Source organism: Arthrobacter sp. B6 (assembly GCF_001663775.1).
GTDB lineage: Bacteria > Actinomycetota > Actinomycetes > Actinomycetales > Micrococcaceae > Arthrobacter.
Map to the genome: position 1 here is coordinate 2913838 of NZ_KV467168.1, position 19232 is coordinate 2933069.

Sequence of the window (19232 nt, forward strand, 5' to 3'; positions counted from 1 at the left end):
ATTTTGGGTGTACTGAAGCGAGTTTTTGTCCAGATATGGAGAGATAAAGGGCTGTTTGGGCGCCATATCTGGACAAAAACTCTTGGGGGAGGGGTTGGTTACTTCCGGCCGCTGAGCTGCAGGACCTGTTTGAAGAGTCCGGAGTGGTCCAGAGCGCCGTCGCCCTGGTTGACGGTGGCGGCGACGAGTTGTGCGACGACGGCGCCGAGGGGGACGGCGACGTTGGCTTCGCGGGCGGCGGAGGTGACGATGCCCAGGTCCTTGTGGTGCAGGGCGAGGCGGAAGCCGGGTTCGAAGTTGCGGTCCAGCATCTTCTGGCCCTTCTGGTCCAGGACCTTGGAGCCGGCCAGGCCGCCGCCGAGGACCTTGAGGGCGGCGTCGGTGTCCACGCCGTAGGCCTCGAGGAAGGCGATGGCCTCGCCCAGGACCTCGATGTTGACGGCGACGATGAGCTGATTGGCTGCCTTGACGGTCTGGCCGGAGCCGGACGGTCCGACGTGGACGATGGTTTTGCCGACGGCGTTCAGGACGTCCGCGGCTGCGTCGAAGTCTTCCTTGTCGCCGCCGACCATGATGGACAGGGCGGCGTCGATGGCTCCCTGTTCACCGCCGCTTACCGGTGCGTCGAGCGGGCGGATGCCGGCTTCGCGGGCTTCCTCGGCGAGGCGCTTGGCGACATCGGGGCGGATGCTGGACGCGTCAATCCAGAGCGTGCCCTGCTTTGCGTTCGCGAAGACACCGTCGGTGCCGCTGACGACACCCTCGACGTCGGGGGAGTCCGGCACCATGGTGATGACGACGTCGGCATCCTTCACGGCGTCCGCGATGCTGGAGGCACCCTTGCCGCCTTCGGTGACGAGCTTGTCGATCTTGTCCTGGCTGCGGTTGAAGCCGGTGACGGTATGGCCGGCCTTGACCAGGTTGATCGCCATGGGCAGGCCCATAATTCCGAGTCCGATAACTGCAACGTTGCTCATGATGATTCTCTTTCTGAAGTCTTTGTGGTGAGTGAGTCCGCCGGACCCAACTAGGTCGCAGTAGATGTCGTTTTGAGGGCTGTAAACGACATCTGCTGCTACCTAGTTGGGAAAGGGGCTACTGGGTCGCCCGCTGGCGGATGGCCCAGCTGAAGGCCGTTTCCTGCGGTTCCTTGTACTCGAGGCCGATGTAGCCGGTGTAGCCGAGTTCGCGGCTGCGGGCGATCCACTCGCCGAGGGGAAGCTCACCGGTTCCGGGAGCCCCGCGGCCGGGGTTGTCGGCGATCTGGATGTGGCCGAAGTCCATGGCATGGTTCTCGATGACGGATTCGACGTCGTCCCCGTTGACTGCCAGGTGGTAGAAGTCCGCGAGGAGCTTGACGTTGGCGACGCCGGACTCCGCCTTGACGCGGGCGATCACCTTGAGTGCGTCTGCAGCGGTGAGGAGCGGATACCGGGGTGCGCCGCTGACGGGTTCGAGGAGCACAGTGCCGCCGATGCGCGCGACGCCGGCTGCCGCCGTCGCGAGGTTTTCGGCACCGACAGCGTCCTGCTTCTCGGCTGATTCGCCGTCGATCCGGTTGCCATAGAGGGCGTTGAAGGCCTTGCAGCCGAGGCGCCCGCCGATGCCGGCGACAACGTCGATGTTGTCCCGGAACTCGGTGGAGCGGGCGGGCCAGGAGACCAAGCCGCGGTCGCCGCCGGGCATATTGCCGGCGTTGAAGTTCAGGCCCGTGAGCTGGACGCCGGCGTCCGTGATGGCGTTCTCAAACGCGGTGACCTGCGCGTCGGTGGGGACGGAGGTGTCGAAAGGCCACCAGAACTCGACGGCGTCAAAACCTGCTGCCTTCGCGGCCGCGGGGCGCTCGAGCAAAGGCAGCTCCGTCAGGAGGATGGAGCAGTTCACTGTGTACGTCATCGTAGGTCCTTCCGAGGAGGGGCTTTGATCCATCTTCCTGTTTTGCGTCGACTCATTCGAGTTTCCGCTTTGTGGAATTTAGATTCTGCTTTATGAAAAGTGTAGGGAAGAAGGGGTGCGTGAGTCAAGGGGAGTTTGGAGAGGGCGCTCCGCTGGGGGAGCGTGCCATACTATGGGTGCATATACATGCACCTATGCACGGAAGGGGTGGGTAATGCTGTCAGTTCTGTTGGACTCCACGTACCGCCGGCTGTTCGCAGCGCAGGTCGTGGCGCTCATCGGGACGGGCCTGCTGACGGTGGCGCTCGGACTCCTGGCCTATGACCTGGCCGGCACCTATGCCGGGGGCGTTCTGGGCATCGCACTGACCATCAAGATGCTGGCCTACGTGGGGCTCGCCCCCGTGATGAATGCGCTGGTCGCGAGATGGCCTAAGAAGCGGGTGCTGATCGGCGCAGACCTGGTCCGTGCCGCGATGGCCCTGTGCCTGCCGTTCATCTCCGATGTCTGGCAGATCTACGTGGTGATCTTCCTGCTTCAGGCTGCGTCCGCTACGTTTACCCCGGCGTTTCAGTCGTTGATCCCCGCCGTCATTACCAAGGAGAAGGACTACACCCGGGCACTGTCACTCTCACGGCTGGCCTACGACATGGAGGCGCTGGTCAGCCCGGCCGTTGCAGCCCTGCTGCTGACGGTCCTCAGTTACAACAACCTCTTCCTCGGCACCGTTGCCGGGTTCGTGTTCTCCGCCCTTATGGTCGCGATTACGGTTTTGCCCCGGAGCCAGGCGCCGGCGGGTCCGCAGGCATCACTATGGTGCCGCACCACGCTGGGGGCCCGGACCTTCTGGCAAAACCCCCGGTTGCGGTCCCTGCTGTCGTTGAACCTGGTGGTCGCGGCACCGACTGCATTGGTACTGGTCAACACGGTGGTCTATGTCCGAGATGCCCTGCGCCGGCCAGACACTGACCTGGCCCTGGCGCTGGCCAGTTTCGGTGTCGGCTCCATGATCGTGGCCCTGACTGCGCCGCGGATCCTGGACCGCTTCGGGGACCGGGCGGTGATGCTTACCGGCGCCGCCGTCATCCCCTTGGTCCTCGCAGGGGCGGCCGCACTGACGCTGGGGTTCCCGGGCGCAGGGTGGTGGTTGCTGCTCGGCCTGTGGTTGCTGCTCGGCGCCGCGAACTCCACCATCCTCACCCCGTCCTCGCGGCTGTTGCGGGATGCGTCCACAGAGGAGACCAGGCCATATGTGTTCACGGCACAGTTCTCCCTCTCCCATGCCTGCTACATCCTCACTTATCCACTAGCCGGAGTGCTGGGTGCCGTTGCCGGTTTGGGCTGGGCTGCGCTTGCACTGACAATTATTGCGATGATAGGCAGTGCGGGTGCATTCCTGTCATGGCCCCGCCACAACGGCGGACCGGCCCGGGAACCGGCGGAGAAGGAGCAGAGCGTTGAGCAGCCAACCGGACAGCGCAGCCACCCCCGCCCCCGATGAGCCTTCGCTGGTCCACCCAGTCACCCCTGGACCGCAACTGTTGGAGACGGCGGCGGCTACGCTGCGGATGCTTGCCGAGCCGACCCGGCTGAACCTGCTCTGGCAGCTTGCCGAAGGACCCAAAACGGTCACCGAGCTCACTTCGGCAGCAGGGGTGCCCCGCACCGTGGTCAGCCAGCACCTCGCCAAGCTCCGCCTCAGCGGGCTGGTGGACACCCGGAAAGATGGCCGCCACGTCATCTATTCCCTCCACGACGGCCACCTTGTCAGGCTTATCCGCGAAACCATCAACCACGCCGACCACCGGATCACCGGCGAACCAACCCACGACTGATCCCTGCCGCCGTCTTTCCGGCGTCAAGTGCAGGCCCGCCCAGGCCCCGTCCTCGTTCAGCCCATTGACTTCAGGGGCCGTAGGGATACGGTTGTAGATACACCAGCAGGCGTCTGCTGGACGAGTGTGCGCCGGGGCGAAAAGAGCGCATGCGACTACTTGGTCTCGATTTAACTTCACCCTCACCGGTATCCGAACCCATCGTCTGGTTCACCGCCAGGCGTCCCCCCCTACTGATCTCCAGGCGGAGTCCTAAATGACCGCACATTTCATCAGAGCTTTGGCAGTTAAGTCCTTCGATATTCCAGACAGGAAGCGGTGCCCGGACAAGGCGGAGTTCGACCTTGTCACCGTTGACGATTACTCCGTGGCCCGGCTGATCCTCGCACCAGGCTGGCGCTGGTCCGAGTCCGCCAAGCCCACCGAATTAACCGCGTTCTGCGAGCACAACCACCTTGGCTACTGCATCTCCGGGGTGCTGGAGATTGAAACGGCCGACGGCGTGCACTCCACCATCCGTGCGCACGATACCTATGCGCTCCCTCCCGGGCATGACGAGTGGGTGGTGGGGGATGAGCCTTTCGTCGCCATCGAGTTCCTGGGCGCCGCTTCGTTTGGCCGGCCCCGGAGCCATGGGATGCACGCGCTGATGTGAGGCTGCGCCTAATGTAGGGCACTCCGGCTGCGGCTGAGGGCCGCTTCCGCGTCAATGATCCGGGCAAGTCCGGCCACCACGTCAACCGACGGGCAGCCGGCGTCGAGCTCTATGAAGCCCGGATATTCCGGCAAGGCGCGGTAGGCGTCGCGCAGGGCCACCAGGTCCGCCAGCGTCTCGGCGTCCGTGCCGCGTGCCACGATGCGCTGGTGCGCCAGCGCCGGCTCCACGTCCAGGTGCACCACCGCGTCGGGTGTGGGCAGGGCGGACAGGAGCCACGGGAGCAGCCGGCCGCGCGGCAGCCCCCGGGCGGCGCGCAGGGCCAGTTGGCAGTGAAGGTGGCGGTCCATAACCACCAGGCCATCAAAGCGGGCGGCCCTGACATGGGATGTGAGAACGTTGAGCACGCGAAGGGTGGTTTCCACGGTGTCGGCAAGGCGGCGCGGCCACTGGATGCCCAGCTGCTGAGCCAACACGGACATGCTCCGCCGCCCGGCGTGGTTGTTGAGCAGCAGGGTGTTCCTGCCATCGGCCTGGGCTGCCGATACCAGGGCCCTGGCGGCCGTGGATTTTCCCGAGCCGTCGATTCCGGTTAAGACAATGAGCACGTGGCCTCCTTTCGCCCATGGTTTAACGGTAGGGACAGCGTGATCGTCCCGCCATGCGGCCGATCTCACAATAAGCTGAAGCCCGAGAGTTGCCTGCAGCGGCAGGCCAGTGACAAAGGAGCGTGCGTCCCGATGCCCATTGTTCAGCTTGCCGCCATAGCTGCGTGCGCACTTCTGGCCGCGCTGGTCGTCTTCCAGGCCGCCCTCATCGCCGGGGCGCCGCTCGGGAGGTTTGCCTGGGGCGGCCAGCACGAGGTGTTGCCCGCGAAGCTGCGGATCGGCAGCGGCACATCCATTGCGCTTTACGCCCTGATTGCCTACGTGGCGCTGGCCAAGGCTGAACTGGCCGCGCCGCTGGTCAGCGAAGGCTTCACGGCTGTCGCCTGCTGGGTCCTGACCGGCTACTTTTCACTCGGCATCGTTCTCAACGGGATATCCCGCAGTAAACCCGAGCGCAAGGTCATGACACCCACTGTCCTCGTCCTCACGGCACTCTATTTGGTCCTGTCCCTGCACTGAGCATGACCGTAGGCTGGAGTCTGGCCCAGAGCGCCCCCCTGGCGCCTGGACCAGACCAGCTCAGTTCAGTCAGACGAAAGGCAGGCACATGACCTCTCCCAAGGAAGAACCATTGAACGCCGCTGACCTCCGCGGCCCGGGCGACCCGGACGAAGCGGCTGGGCAGCAGGCTGGAGATGGACAGCAGGCCGACGATTGGCAGGAAGCCGGCAACATCCGGGAAGAACAGCAGACGCAGGCAGCCGGGACCGTGCCGGCGTCGTACGTTGGCAGCGGTGACCCCGGCGCCGAACACAAACCGGAAGATGCGGTGCGCGAGCCGGGAACCTGGGACGACGAAGTCTAGCGACTGCTCCAATAGCGCCCTTTTGGGAGCCCAAAACGGCGCTATTGGAGCAACCGATGAGGCGGGGAACATCGCTAGGCTGGAGTGCCAAACCAGCCACACCAGGAGTCCTTCATGATTACCCGTGCCGACGTGGACCAGGCTGCTGCCCGCATCAAAGGCCTCACCCGGCTGACCCCCGTCCTTGAAGCGGACCGGGGCACCTTCGCCGGGCCGGTCTGGTTCAAGTGCGAGTTTATGCAGCACACCGGAACGTTCAAGGCGCGGGGTGCTCTGAACCGGATCCTCGCCAGCAAGGAGCGCGGCGAGCTGCACGCCGAGGTCGGGGTAGTGGTGGCGTCGGGTGGGAACGCAGGGCTCGCCAACGCCTATGCAGCCGCCCGGCTTGGTGTTCCGGCAACCGTCTTTGTGCCCGACTCCGCCCCAGCCGTCAAGGTCCGGAAGCTCCAAGCCAGCGGCGCCACAGTGGTCCAGGGCGGTGCCGAATATGCTGTGGCCTACGAGGCCGCCATTGCCCATGCCGCGCAAACGGGCGCCGTGTATTGCCACGCCTACGACCAGCCGGAGATCGCGGCCGGCGCAGGCACGGTGGGTTCGGAACTCCTGGACCAGCTGGACGTCGTGGACACCGTGCTGGTGGCGGTTGGCGGCGGCGGGCTGATGGCCGGAATAGCCGCAGCCGTCGAAGGCCACGCCAAGGTGGTGGCCGTAGAGCCCGAAACCGCGCCCACGCTTCACGCCGCGCTCGCCGCCGGACAGCCCGTGGACGTGGCTGTATCCGGAATCGCGGCCGACTCGCTGGGAGCCCGCCGGATCGGGGACATCGGCTTCGCCGTGTCGGCCAGGACCGGCGTCGAAAGCGTGCTGGTGTCCGACGCCGACATCGTCGCCGCGCGCGGACGGCTCTGGGACGAGTACCGCCTGGTGGTGGAACACGGTGCCGCGGCAGCATTCGCTGCGCTGCACGCCGGTGCCTATGTGCCGGCGGCAGGGGAGCGCGTCGCGGTGATCCTCTGCGGAGCCAACACCGATCCGGGCACGCTGTAGAACCGCCACCCTGTAGACCCGCCACACTGTAGACGTGCCGCCGTGTAGACGCCCACGCTGAAGGCGGACAACCGCTGACGGGGCGCTAGTCCACCTGCAGTTCGCTCACGGACACCGGACCGGCCAGGACGATCCGCACAGACTTAAAGTCGCTGCCGGCGTCCAACCCGGAATCATCCAACTCCAGCAGCAGCTCGCCGCCGAAGCCGGCATCGACGGTGGCTTCGGTGGTCTCTGTCCAGGTGCCGCCGCGCCCCGGCAACTGCACCGCAACCCTGCCTGCGCCGCGTGCCGTGAGCCGGAGCGCCACGCGCCCCGGCCGGCCGCCCTCCCAGCCTCGGTAGGTCGCCGTCGCCCTTTCCTGCGGTGAAGCGGGTGCGACGGCAGTGCCCGCCAGTGGCGTCTCCGGCACCAGTGCCAGGTTGGAGCATTCATCAAACAGCTCGGCGCGGAGCCAGGCACTGCGTCGGCGCGCACCGCTTCCTTCGCCGCTCACCGCCAGCTCGACGCCCAATGGCAGGTTGTTGGCCGACGGCCCCACCATCAGCTCGTAGGTTCCCGGCTCCACCAGCAGGCGGCCTTCTGTGACGCTGAACGTGGCCAGCCGGTCCAGAGGCACCGGAATCCGTACGGTCCTGCGCTCGCCGGGCGCCAGTCCCCCCCGCCGGTGGGCCACCAGGAGCCGCCGTGGGAAATCGAACCGGTGTCCGGGGGAGGCGGCGTAAACCTGGACCAGTTCGTGCGCGGTCCGGGTGCCGGTGTTGCGTACCACTACCTCGATCCCGCCAGCCGAAAGTCCGCCATCAGCCAGCGCTGCGGCTTCGTAGCTGACGGTGCTGTAGCCGAGTCCATGCCCCAGCGCGTACAGTGGCTCGGCCTTGCTGTACAGATACGTGCCCTGCGAGGAGATGAGGTCGTAGTCCAGGATGTCCGGCAGGTCTGCCTCGCGCTGCCACCAGGTCTGGGCCAGACGCCCGGTCGGTTCAAAGTCGCCGCTGAGGACGTCGGCCAGGGCAGTACCCAGCTCCTGGCCGGCGTGAGAGGTCCACACCACCGCGGGAGTGTCCGCGAGCGGACCCAAGGCATACGGGTAGGAGGACACGATGACCAGGACGGTGCGAGGATTCGCTTCCCGGACCACGCGGATGAGCTCCTGCTCGTGCTCGGGGAGCTCCAGGGTGGACCGGTCGATGGTTTCCCGGCCGCCCACGTGCGGATCATTCCCTACTACGACGACGGCGACATCGGCCGCGGCGGCTGTGTCCCGGGCGGCCTGCTGGCCGGAGCGGACGGTCCGCAGGGTAAAGCGGTCCGCCGATTCCTCCGTCCCGCTGGACAACGCTGCCGTTCCGGTGTGCGCTTCGATCCGAACCCACTTCCCGGTGCCGATGTGCTGGATGGACACTGTCCCGTCCACCCCGGTGTACAGCCGGAAGGTCTCCTGCACCACCCAGCCGCCCACCCTGTCAGCGGATGCCGTCAGGTAGTAGCCGTCGGCCGTAACGAACTTGTTGGTGACGGGAGACTGGAGGGTGCATTCGCCGCCGCCCCAGTCCTTCAGGATGAAGGTTTCCGCTGGTCCGGGGATGGCGGCACCGGCAGTGAGCGTGGTTGTGGCCTCCCCGGCGCTGAGGTAGGTGCCGGTACGAATGCACCGGAGCGACACCAGGTCCGATCCCGATTCCGCCTCCACATTGCCGTACCGTGCGGTGAGGCCGTCGAAAATGCTGACCTCGTCCTGCAGGGTGCCGCTGTACCAGTCGCTCAGGACCGTGGAGCCCAGGGCGCCGATCACCGCCACCTTCCCGGGCGCTGAACCCAGCGGAAGGAGGGGGCCGTGTGTGCCGGCCGCCGGTCCGTTGCGGAGCAGCACCACCGATTTCCGGGCAGCTTCCCGGGCCAGTGCCACATGGGTCGGGTCGCCCACGAGTTCAGGGCCGATGGAGCCGTAGGGCCCGCCGCCGGGCTCGAATTCCCCCGTCCTCTCCCGCAGGGTAAGCAGCCGCAGGACCGCACGGTCGACGTCGGAGTCGGTGATCAGCCCGCGGTCCAGGGCTTCGTGGAGATGCCTGAGGGACGGCTCCGGGTTATCGCTGTCCTCGGTGAAACTGTCCACCCCGGCACGGAGGGCGGCAGCGTAGGCAGACGGGCCGTCGTCGAAATACTTCTCCGCGGTGTACAGCGATGACGGTGCCCCGGCGTCGGTAACGATCGTGATGCCGTCCCCGTTCCGCCACTGCCGCAGCTCGCCGGCCACGAGGTCCGAGACGTGGGCGGGGCGGCCGTTCACCAGGTTGTAGGACAGCATCACAGCGCCAGCCACGCCGTCCTCGATGGGGCCGCGGTAGGCCGGAAGTTCGTACTCGTGCAGCACCCGTGCCCGCAGCTGGCTGCTGGAAACGTTCCGGTCCGCCTCGTTGTTGTAGGCCAGGAAGTGCTTCAGCGTGGGCACCGTTAACCAGAACCGGTCATGGTCGCCTTTCAGGCCCGCACAGTACGCACCGGCCAAAGCCGCGGTAAGGTGCGGATCTTCCGAAAAGCCCTCCTCGTTCCGCCCCCACAGGGGGTGGCGCAGCGGGTTCACCACCGGCGCCCAGACGTTGGTGCCCACGCTGGCGTCTGTGGCCTTCTTGCCGCGGACTTCACGGCCGACGGCGGTGCCCACCCGGCGGATCAGGTCCTCGTCCCAGCTGGCGGCCATGCCCACCGGCTGCGGAAATACGGTGGCCGGGCCCAGCCACGCCACACCGTGGGCGGCTTCAGCTCCGGTGTGGAAGCGGGCCAGGCCCAGGGATTCGACGGCGGGCGCGTGCTGGTGAAGCATGGCCACCTTCTGGTCCCGGGAAAGGGAGTCCAGGAGGTGCTGCGCCTTTGAGGTGACGGGGGCTGCGGAGGGAGGGGGCACGGGAGTCCGATCGGCTGTGATTGTTGAAACGCTTCTACAAAATATGTCGACATTCAGTGTTGCATCGCGCCCTGTGACACGCAACACGTTTGTGCCTTGCGGCTCAAATGGAGATGCTCTACTCTGATCCTAATCGAAGCGTTTCGACATTTCTTCGAATTAGCTGATGCCAAATCCACCACAAAGGAGTGCTGATTATGCTTGGTCACCATGCGGACCCGTCACGCGGCCGTCCCGGGAAATCCGGTTCCACATTGCTCACCGAGGCCGGATCGACGGCGGTTAACCGGCGTTCCTTCCTCGGCGTCCTCAGCGGCGCCGTATTCCTGGCTGCTGCACCAGCCGCCCTGACGGCCTGCGGCACGGGCGCTGCCGCTCCTCAGGCAACGACGTCCGGGGGCCTCGCCGAAACCGTGGCCAAACTGGTGCCGTCCTACATTCCGCTGGACCTGGTCCAACCGGACATCCCGTCCGTCAAGGGTTCCACGCCCGGCTTCACGTCCATTCCGAAGTCGCTCGTGAAATCGGTGCCCACCGCCCCGGGTGCCGGCGGAGCGTACACCGTCATGACGCCGGCGTGGTGGGCGGTCCCGCCAGCTTTGCCGGATAACAGCTACTACAAGGCCGTCAACGAAAAGCTCGGCGCGACCCTGAATTTCCAGGTCAACGACGGCAACACCTACGCGGACAAGATCCAGACCGTCCTGGCTTCGCCCAAGGACGTCCCGGACTGGATGGTCATTCCCTCCTGGAACATGCCTCCGCGCTTCGGACAGGCGGCCACCAGCATCTTCACCGACCTTTCGGAGTACCTGGCCGGTGACAAGATCAAGAAGTACCCCAACCTGGCGAACATCCCCACTGCCGCGTGGAAGCTGGCCTGCTTCGAAGGCGGCCTCTACGGCCTGCCGTACCCCGGCGCCCTGATTTCCGACGCCATCTTCTACCGCGCGGATCTCTTTAAGGAACTCGGCGTCGAACCGCCTACCTCCGCCGACGAATACCGCAGCCTGGCGAAAGAACTGACGGACGAGTCCAAGAACCGCTGGGGTTCGGAGGACGTCTGGAACGGTGCCCAGATCATGCACGGCGTGGTCCCCAAGTGGAAGAAGGTGGACGGCAAGCTCCAGAACAAGTTCGAGACCGACGAATACCGCGCCGCCCTGGAATGGACCGCCAAACTGTTCGCGGACGGCTCGGTCCACCCGGACGCCGTGGCAGGCAACTCGCAGCAGGCCAAACAGCGTTTCGAATCCGGCGCCACCCTGATGTCCTCGGACGGCATGGGAGGCTGGCATGAGGCTCTGGCGCGCGTCCTGCCGTCCAACCCCGCCTTCAATATGCAGCCCATGGACTACTTCGCCCCCGACGGCGGCAAGCCCACCCTTTACCGTGCCTCACCCGCGGCGATCTTCAGCTTCATCAAAAAGACAGATCCCGCCAAAGTTGAGGAAATGCTGGCGCTGGCCAACTTCATCGCCGCGCCGTTTGGCACCGAGGAGAATGTCCTGGTCGCCAGCGGCGTCGAAGGCGTGCACTTCACCCGCGACTCGCAGCGCATTCCGCAGGCCACCGCCAAGGGAAGCCAGGAAGTCACCAGCACCTATGCATTCCTGGTCAGCGCCCCCATCGTGAACTCCATGGTGCAGTACCCCGGCCTGGTCCAATCCCAGTCCGAATGGGAAGCCCGCCAGGCCCCGAATGTCCAGGAAGACGTCTTTTTTGGCATGCAGATCCAGGAGCCGGCCAAGTTCGGTTCGCTCGGCAAGCCTTTCGAAGACCTGGCCAAGGACATCATCCGCGGCCGCAAAGGCCTCGCCGACCTGGACAGCGCCATCGCCACCTGGAAGAGCAAGGGCGGCGACGAACTCCGCGAGTTCTACGCCGGATTCCTGGCGTAGGGGTGGCCGGGAACATGACCACCGGTACAGAGAGCCGGGCCGCCGCCCCGGCTCCGACAGAACCCGGCGCCGGGACATCCTCCCTGCGCGCCGCGCCGGCAACACGTCCGACGTCGAAACGCCCGCAGGTGCCGGCCGGAGGGCCGGGAGGCAGCAACCTCCGCCCCCGCGCCAACCTGCGGGTCCGCTTCAACCGCGACCGTTCGCTGGTGTTCATGGCCCTGCCCGCCGTGATCCTGCTGGGTGTCTTCGCCTACCTGCCCATGCTCGGCAACGTGGTGGCGTTCCAGGACTACTCGCCGTTCGTCGGCATCCCGGACAGCCCATGGGTGGGCATGGAGAACTTCAGCAGGGTGATCGCCGATCCCGCGTTCTGGCTCGCCGTCAAGAACACGCTGGTGATTACCGCATTCCAGCTGGTGTTCTTCTTTCCCATACCCATCGCCCTGGCCATGCTGCTGAACTCCCTCGTCAACCCCCGGCTGCGATCAGCCATCCAGGCCATCGTCTACCTGCCGCACTTCTTTTCGTGGGTCCTGGTGGTCTCGGTCTTCCAGCAGATCTTCGGCGGCGCCGGGCTGCTGAACCAGTCGCTGCGCGCCAACGGCTGGCAGGCCGTGGACGTGATGACCAACCCGGACACGTTCCTGTTCCTCATCACGTCCCAGGCAATTTGGAAGGACGCCGGCTGGGGCATCATCGTTTTCCTCGCCGCGCTCAGCGCAATCGACCCCGCCCAGTACGAAGCGGCGGCGGTGGACGGCGCCGGCCGCTGGAAGCGCATGTGGCACGTCACCCTCCCCGGGCTGCGCAGCGTCATTGTCCTGCTGCTGATCCTGCGGCTGGGCGACTCGCTGACAGTCGGCTTCGAGCAGCTGATCCTGCAGCGCGACGCCGTAGGGGCGGACGCCTCTGAAGTCCTGGACACGTTCGTCTACTACACGGGCGTGCAGAACGGCGACTGGAGCTACGGAGCGGCCGCCGGACTCATCAAGGGCCTGGTCAGCCTCGCGTTGATCCTGGCCGCGAACAAGGTAGCCCACATATTTGGCGAGAGCGGTGTGTATTCCAAATGAGCACAACAACAACAAAGGCTCCGGCCGCCTTCGCATCATCGCGGCTCCGGCCCGAACGGCCGGCCTGGGACGAAGAACCCGGGCGGATGGCGAAGACGGTCAAAGTCGTGGTGCTCGCCGCCGTCGTCCTTGCTGTCCTGGGGCCGCTGTACACGATCGTGCTGACCAGCATCTCCTCGCAGGCCACCATCACCCGCGCCGGCGGGCTGGTGCTCATCCCCGGCGAAATCACGCTGGCCGCCTACGAGCAGATCCTCAGCGGCGGGGTGGTCACCCGGGCCGTGCTGGTCTCCGTGGGCGTGACCGCCACCGGCACCCTGCTGAGCATGGTGGTGTCCGTGCTGTGCGCCTACGGCCTGTCGCGGCCGGGCTCGTTCGCCCACACCCCCATCCTCTTCACCCTGCTGATCACCATGTTCTTCAGTGCCGGCATCATCCCGGCCTACCTGCTGGTCTCCAGCCTGGGCCTGATCAACACCTACTGGGCGCTGATTCTGCCCAGCTGCATCTCGGTTTTCAACATCATCATCCTGCGCGGGTTCTTTATGGGGATTGACCGGGGCATCCTGGACAGCGCAAGGATCGACGGGGCCAGCGAGTGGCGCACGCTCACCGAGATCGTCCTGCCCATGTCCAAGGCCGTGACCGCGGTCATCGCACTGTTCTACGGCGTGGGCTACTGGAACGCGTTCTTCAACGCCGTCCTCTACATCAACGACAGCGCCATGAATCCGCTCCAAGTGGTGCTGCGGTCCTACGTGCTGCAGGGGGTCTCCGTGCCCGGGCAGATCGACGTCGGCGACGGCGCCGCGGCCTCGCCCGCGCTGCAGATGGCCGTCATCGTCCTGGCCATGGTCCCCATCCTGCTGGTGTACCCGTTTGTGCAGAAGCACTTCACCAAGGGCGTGATGATCGGCGCGGTGAAGGGATGAGCGCCGTGTTGTTACCGGGCAGGCGCGGACCGGGCCGGGGCCTGGTCAGAACCCGCCGGGGCTGGAGCGGTGGTTTCGCCGTCCGTCAGGGTGGGGGCGATGAGCCGCAGTTCGGCAGGCTTGTCGAGGCTGAGCCGGTCCATGACCATCTCCACGGCTGCCCGGCCAATGTCCATGGCGGGAATGGAAACGGCCGTCCACGGGTGTGTTGCGGCCATGGCCACGTCCGCCGGGGCAATCACGGCGACGGAAACGTCATCGGGGATGGCCAGGCCGCGGGCAGCCAGGTTCTCGCGCAGCATCGGCAGCAGGCCTTCGTTGTGGACCAGCAGTGCCGTGATGTCGTCCGCTCCGCTGAACACCTTGTCCAAGGCATTCGCCAGATCAGGCGAGTTCGCCTCGCAGGCAACGGAAACGTTGGCGACGTCCAGGGAGTTGCACGCATCCCGGAATCCCTGCAGGGCCCGGTCAGCGTAGGTGGCGTGCCGGCGCAGCGACGCCGGCGGGGAACCGATGAACGCTATGCCGCGATGGCCCAGTCCAGCGAGGTGCCGGACGGCCGTGCGGGACGCGGCGGCGAAGTCGAAGTCCACGCAGCTCAGGCCGCGCGGATCATCCGGCATCCCGATCAGGACCGCCGGTTTCTGCAGCTTGGCCAGCACCGGAATGCGGGGATCCCGGGCTTCGATGTCCATCATGAGCAGCCCGTCCACCATGGACTGGGACGTCACCCGTTCGATGCTTCCGGCGTCGTCCTGCGTCAGCAGCAGTACATCCTGGTTGAACGTCCGGGCGGTGGTGACCACGGCGGTCACAAACTGCATCACGACGCCGACATTCACGTCCGCGCGCAGGGGCACCACCAGCCCCAGCACGTTGGACCGGCTCGAGGCCAGCGCCCGGGCGCTGGAGCGGGGGCTGTAGTTCAGCCTCCGCATGGCAGCTTCGACAACTTCCCGGGTGTCTTTCGATATGGTCCGTTTCCCGCTCATCACGTAGGACACGGTGCTGGTGGAGACACCGGCCTCGCGGGCCACATCATTGATCGTCGCCGCTGTTGAAGGCCTTCGATTGTCCATGCCTCCCATTTAACCAAGGATTTCCATGTATCCCAGCAGCCACAGCCTGACCAGCCTGACGGATCGTTCCGGCCTGCTCTTGGGCGCCGACTACAACCCGGAGCAGTGGCCGGCCGACACCTGGCCCGAGGACATCCGGCTGATGCAGGAGGCCGGCATCAACCTGGTGACCGTGGGCGTGTTCAGCTGGGCCCTGCTGGAGCCGCGGGAAGGTGCCAGGAACTTTGACTGGCTGGACCGGATCCTGGATCTCCTGCACCAGGGCGGAATCCGGGTCTGCCTGGCCACGCCCACCGCTTCGCCGCCGGCCTGGCTGGGGCACGAATACCCCGAAACCCTGCCGGTTGATACGGAGGGCCGCACGCTCTGGTACGGGGCCCGCAACCAGTTCAACCCGTCGTCCGCCAAATACCGGAATGCCGCCGGCGCCATTACCGAGTCCCTGGCCAGGCGCTATGCGGGCCATCCCGCCGTGGCCATGTGGCATGTGGGCAACGAGCTGGGCCAGGTCAGCTACGACGACGAAACCGCGCTCGCCTTCCGAGCTTGGCTCACCCGGCGCTACGCCACGCTGGAAGGACTCAACAGTGCCTGGGGCACGTCCTTCTGGAGCCAGAACTACGGCAGCTGGGACGAAGTGCTGCCGCCGCGGAAAGCACCGTATCTCATCAACCCGAGCCAGACCCTGGACTTCCAGAGGTTCACCTCGGACCAACTGCTCTCCCTCTACTGCGCCGAACGGGACATCATCCGCCGGTACGACACCGCCACCCCGGTCACCACCAACCTGATGGGCTTCTTCCGCGGGGCAGACTACTTCGCCTTCGCCCGGGAGATGGACGTGGTGGCTAACGACTGGTACACCGACCCTGCGGACCCGGACTCGCACCGGTCCGGCTCCCTGACCCACGACCTGTGCCGCGGTCTCTCCGGCGGCTCGCCGTGGCTCCTCATCGAATCCGCCACCTCCGGGGTGAACTGGCGGGAACACAACGTGCCCAAGCAGCCCGGCGAACTCCGGGTTGATGCCCTCTCGGCCGTTGCCCGGGGCGCCGATGGCGTCTGCTTCTTCCAGTTCCGGCAGTCACGCTTCGGCGCCGAACGCTTCCATTCCGCCGTGGTGCCGCTCGCAGGGGAACACACCCGCGTGTTCCGCGAAGTGGCGGACCTGGGCAGGGACCTCCAGGCGCTGCGGCACCTGGCCGGCACGCCATGCACCGCCAAGATCGCAGTCCTCTTCGACTGGAACAGCTGGTGGGCCGCCGAATCACCTGACACCCCCACCAACCGGCTGCAGGTCCTGGACCAGCTCCAGGCGTACTATGCGCCGCTGCACAGAAGCGGCCTGGCCGTGGAGGTGGTCCATCCCTCCGCGGACCTGGGCAGGTTTGAGCTGGTCCTGGCTCCGAGCCTGTTCCTCCTCGCCCAGGAACACGCGGATGCGCTGGACGCGTACGTACGGGGCGGCGGACACCTGGTGGTGGGCCCCTTCAGCGCGGTGGCGGACAGTAACGGCCATCTCGCTTGCCGGCGCTTTCCGGGGGTGCTCGCGGACCTGCTGGGGGTAGACGGCGAGGAATGGGTCCCGCTCGGATCACCGGTGGAAGTCCGAATGGGGGAGGCACCCGCCGGGCACGCGCGTATCTGGGCTGAGGATCTGGCACTCAACACCGGCACCGCAGAGGCAGTGGCGCACTTTGGCGAGGGCAGGCTGGAAGGCCGTCCCGCCGTCGTACGCAACCAAACCGGCGCCGGTCACTCATGGTACGTGGGTGCCGACCTTGCCCCGGAAGCCCTGGAGCAGGTCCTGGCGGACGCCTTAGAGTCGGCGGGAATCCCGTATCCCCTCGCCGCGCCATTGCCGGACGCAGTGGAGGCGGCCAGCCGCGGCGGGCACCTGTTCCTGCTCAACCACTCCTGCGCACCGCAGGAGGTCCTGCTGGGCTGGGCCTCGGTGGACCTGCTCACCGGTGCAACCCACGGCGCGCAACTGACCCTGCCGCCTTTCGGGGCCCTTGTGCTCAAGGAACCGGGGCTCAAGGAACCGGTGCCCAAGGAACCGGTGCCCAAGGAACTGCCGCCCACAGAACATTCCAACTTGCAGAACGACCGAAACAGAGGAACAGCATGAAATTCACGGACGGCTACTGGCTCCACAAAAAGGGCCTCTCCGCACTGCACCCGCGGGACGTGTCCGATGTGGACGCCACGGCTGACAGGCTCACCGTCTACGCACCCACGCAGAAGATCCGGTCCCGCGGCGACGCGCTGAACTGCCCGCAGCTGACCATCAGCTTCGAGTCGCCGCTGCCGGATGTCATCGGGGTGACCATCGAACACTTTCAGGGCGGCGTGCAGAAGGGCCCGCACTTCGGGCTGAAGGATGGCAACGCGGACGTCAGCATAACGAACGACGGCGGCACGGCCACGTTCACCTCCGGCGGCCTTACCGCACGCATCAGCACAACGGGCGACTGGAACGTGGACTTCGTGGGGGACGGCCGCCTGCTGACCAGCTCGGAGCCCCGCAGCATCGGCGTCATCACCGACCAGGACGGCAGGCATTTTGTCCACGAACAGCTGACCCTCGGCGTCGGGACCAACGTGTACGGGCTGGGGGAACGGTTCGGACCCCTGGTGAAGAACGGGCAGTCCATCGACATCTGGAACGAGGACGGCGGGACCTCCAGCGACCTCGCCTACAAGAACGTGCCGTTCTTCATCACCAACGCGGGCTACGGCGTGTTCGTCAACCATCCGGAGCGGGTGTCCTACGAGATCGGCTCGGAGGTGGTGTCCCGCACGCAGTTCAGCGTGGAAGGCCAGCGGCTGCAGTACTTTGTGATCCACGGGCCAACCCCCAAGGACATCCTGCGCCGCTATACCGAACTGACCGGACGGCCGGCCCGGGTGCCGGCCTGGTCCTACGGGCTGTGGCTGTCCACGTCCTTCACCACGGACTACGACGAGAAGACGGTGATGTCCTTCATTGACGGCATGGCCGAACGCAGGCTCCCGCTCTCGGTGTTCCATTTCGACTGCCACTGGATGAGGGCTTTCCACTGGAGCGACTTCGTCTGGGACCCTGCCACCTTCCCGGACCCCGAGGGCATGCTGCGGCGCCTGCACGAACGCGGCCTGAAAGTGTGCGTCTGGATCAACCCGTACATCGCGCAGCGCTCGCATTTGTTCCGCGAAGGCGAGGAGCGGGGGTACCTGGTCAAACGCGCGGACGGCTCGGTGTGGCAGTGGGACATGTGGCAGGCGGGCATGGGCCTGGTTGACTTCACCAACCCGGACGCCGTGACCTGGTACCAGGACAAGCTGCGCACGCTGCTGAACCAGGGCGTGGATTCCTTCAAGACCGACTTCGGCGAGCGGATCCCCACGGACGTGGCATGGCACGACGGATCCGATCCGCAGAAGATGCACAACTACTACGCGCAGCTCTACAACAAGACAGTGTTCGACTTGCTCTCCAAGGAGCTCGGCGAAGGCCAGGCCGTGCTGTTTGCCCGCTCGGCCACCGCCGGCGGGCAGCAGCTTCCGGTGCACTGGGGCGGGGACTGCGAATCAACGTTCTCCGCGATGTCCGAATCCCTTCGCGGCGGCCTGTCCCTGGCATCGTCCGGCTTCGCGTTCTGGAGCCACGACATCGGCGGGTTCGAGGGGACTCCGGATCCGGAGCTGTTCAAGCGCTGGATCGCTTTTGGGCTGCTGTCCTCCCATTCCCGGCTGCACGGCTCCAACTCCTACCGTGTGCCGTGGCTGGTGGATGACGAATCCAGCGAAGTGCTCCGCCATTTCACGGAGCTGAAAATGCGGCTTATGCCGTATCTGCTGGCATCGGCCGAGGACGCGCACCAGACCGGTTCACCCCTGATGCGGCCCATGTTCCTGGAATTTCCGGAGGACCCCGCGTGCGCCTACCTTGACCGGCAGTACATGCTCGGATCGGAGCTGCTTGTGGCCCCGGTGATGGGCGCTGGCGGCTCGGTGGATTTCTACCTGCCCGCAGGAACCTGGACCCACCTTGAAAGCGGCGAACAGCTGGCCGGTCCGCAGTGGCACCGCAAGGAGTTCTCGGTGGTGGAGGCCGCGGTTTACGTCCGGCAGGGAGCGGTCCTGCCGTTGGGAACCGTGACGGACAGGCCGGAGTACGACTGGGCCACGGACATGGATTTCCACGCCTTTGGCGTTGAGGAGGGGCACCAGCGGACGGTGGCGGTTCCCTTGGCCGACGGCGGTTTTGCCCGGTTTGAGGTGACGGTGGAAGGCGGGCGGCCGGTCGCCGTCGCGCTCTGACAGCGGCGTGCCCGGGCTGCCTTTGCGGCGCGGTCCGGGCACTTCGCCCTCTTAATCCGCGGCCTCTGGTCAGGGTCCGCGGCGGTGCTTAAACTGGCAGGACAATCGTGCGGAGCCTCCCGCCTGTT

16 protein-coding genes are annotated in these 19232 nt (G+C 66.1%); 11 read left to right on the forward strand and 5 right to left on the reverse strand.

Features of this window, described 5'->3' with window-relative positions; translation table 11 throughout:
• Nucleotides 1–98: 98 nt before the first annotated feature.
• Together AU175_RS12945 and AU175_RS12950 are read right to left on the reverse strand one after the other, a co-directional pair.
• A complete protein-coding gene (locus AU175_RS12945; protein WP_442855316.1) occupies nt 99–983 on the reverse strand; it encodes a 2-hydroxy-3-oxopropionate reductase in 885 nt (294 codons plus the stop codon).
• Between the two features lie 112 nt (nt 984–1095).
• Nucleotides 1096–1896, reverse strand: coding sequence for a hydroxypyruvate isomerase family protein (locus AU175_RS12950; RefSeq protein ID WP_066289488.1), 801 nt, complete (start codon nt 1894–1896; stop codon nt 1096–1098).
• A 214-nt stretch (nt 1897–2110) separates the two neighbouring features.
• On the opposite strand from AU175_RS12950, the gene AU175_RS12955 reads away from it, so the two are divergent.
• The 3 genes from AU175_RS12955 (at nt 2111) to AU175_RS12965 (ending at nt 4386) form a co-directional block, all read left to right on the forward strand.
• Complete coding sequence (locus AU175_RS12955) at nt 2111–3397, forward strand: MFS transporter (protein ID WP_066289489.1); 1287 nt, start codon at nt 2111–2113, stop codon at nt 3395–3397.
• Nucleotides 3354–3731 (forward strand): ArsR/SmtB family transcription factor, encoded by a 378-nt coding sequence (locus tag AU175_RS12960; protein WP_066289491.1) that lies wholly within the window; start codon nt 3354–3356, stop codon nt 3729–3731. Before AU175_RS12955 ends, AU175_RS12960 begins: the two co-directional genes overlap by 44 nt.
• Before the next feature lie 256 nt (nt 3732–3987).
• The gene (locus tag AU175_RS12965; protein WP_066289493.1) at nt 3988–4386 is read left to right on the forward strand and encodes a cupin domain-containing protein; all 399 of its coding nucleotides are present in this window, start codon (nt 3988–3990) and stop codon (nt 4384–4386) included.
• 8 nt (nt 4387–4394) lie between these two features.
• Here the strand turns inward: AU175_RS12965 and AU175_RS12970 are convergent, their stop codons facing one another.
• Complete coding sequence (locus AU175_RS12970) at nt 4395–4994, reverse strand: AAA family ATPase (RefSeq protein ID WP_066289495.1); 600 nt, start codon at nt 4992–4994, stop codon at nt 4395–4397.
• A gap of 132 nt (nt 4995–5126) precedes the next feature.
• On the opposite strand from AU175_RS12970, the gene AU175_RS12975 reads away from it, so the two are divergent.
• From AU175_RS12975 to AU175_RS12985, 3 genes are all read left to right on the forward strand, one after another.
• Entirely contained in the window at nt 5127–5513 is a 387-nt protein-coding gene (locus tag AU175_RS12975; RefSeq protein WP_066289497.1) for a hypothetical protein, read from the forward strand.
• Between the two features lie 88 nt (nt 5514–5601).
• Nucleotides 5602–5859 (forward strand): hypothetical protein, encoded by a 258-nt coding sequence (locus AU175_RS12980; RefSeq protein WP_066289499.1) that lies wholly within the window; start codon nt 5602–5604, stop codon nt 5857–5859.
• A gap of 114 nt (nt 5860–5973) precedes the next feature.
• Entirely contained in the window at nt 5974–6906 is a 933-nt protein-coding gene (locus tag AU175_RS12985) for a threonine/serine dehydratase (protein ID WP_066289502.1), read from the forward strand.
• 85 nt (nt 6907–6991) lie between these two features.
• Here AU175_RS12985 and AU175_RS12990 read toward each other — a convergent pair whose 3' ends face one another.
• A complete protein-coding gene (locus AU175_RS12990) occupies nt 6992–9811 on the reverse strand; it encodes a glycoside hydrolase family 3 protein (protein WP_066289504.1) in 2820 nt (939 codons plus the stop codon).
• A 197-nt stretch (nt 9812–10008) separates the two neighbouring features.
• On the opposite strand from AU175_RS12990, the gene AU175_RS12995 reads away from it, so the two are divergent.
• From AU175_RS12995 to AU175_RS13005, 3 genes are read left to right on the forward strand one after another with little or no spacing between them, the layout of a single operon-like run.
• Nucleotides 10009–11712 (forward strand): extracellular solute-binding protein, encoded by a 1704-nt coding sequence (locus tag AU175_RS12995; RefSeq protein WP_082979139.1) that lies wholly within the window; start codon nt 10009–10011, stop codon nt 11710–11712.
• 14 nt (nt 11713–11726) lie between these two features.
• Nucleotides 11727–12788 carry an ABC transporter permease gene (locus tag AU175_RS13000; protein ID WP_082979233.1) on the forward strand — a complete coding sequence of 354 codons (1062 nt, stop codon included), beginning with the start codon at nt 11727–11729 and terminating at the stop codon, nt 12786–12788.
• Nucleotides 12785–13720 carry a carbohydrate ABC transporter permease gene (locus AU175_RS13005; RefSeq protein ID WP_066289506.1) on the forward strand — a complete coding sequence of 312 codons (936 nt, stop codon included), beginning with the start codon at nt 12785–12787 and terminating at the stop codon, nt 13718–13720. The genes AU175_RS13000 and AU175_RS13005 overlap by 4 nt, the downstream gene beginning before the upstream one ends.
• 11 nt (nt 13721–13731) lie before the next feature.
• Here the strand turns inward: AU175_RS13005 and AU175_RS13010 are convergent, their stop codons facing one another.
• Nucleotides 13732–14799 carry a LacI family DNA-binding transcriptional regulator gene (locus AU175_RS13010; RefSeq protein ID WP_066291074.1) on the reverse strand — a complete coding sequence of 356 codons (1068 nt, stop codon included), beginning with the start codon at nt 14797–14799 and terminating at the stop codon, nt 13732–13734.
• A gap of 25 nt (nt 14800–14824) precedes the next feature.
• On the opposite strand from AU175_RS13010, the gene AU175_RS13015 reads away from it, so the two are divergent.
• Complete coding sequence (locus AU175_RS13015) at nt 14825–16930, forward strand: beta-galactosidase (protein WP_066289509.1); 2106 nt, start codon at nt 14825–14827, stop codon at nt 16928–16930.
• Nucleotides 16927–19104 carry an alpha-xylosidase gene (gene yicI, locus AU175_RS13020; protein WP_082979140.1) on the forward strand — a complete coding sequence of 726 codons (2178 nt, stop codon included), beginning with the start codon at nt 16927–16929 and terminating at the stop codon, nt 19102–19104. Before AU175_RS13015 ends, yicI begins: the two co-directional genes overlap by 4 nt.
• Nucleotides 19105–19232: the final 128 nt, after the last annotated feature.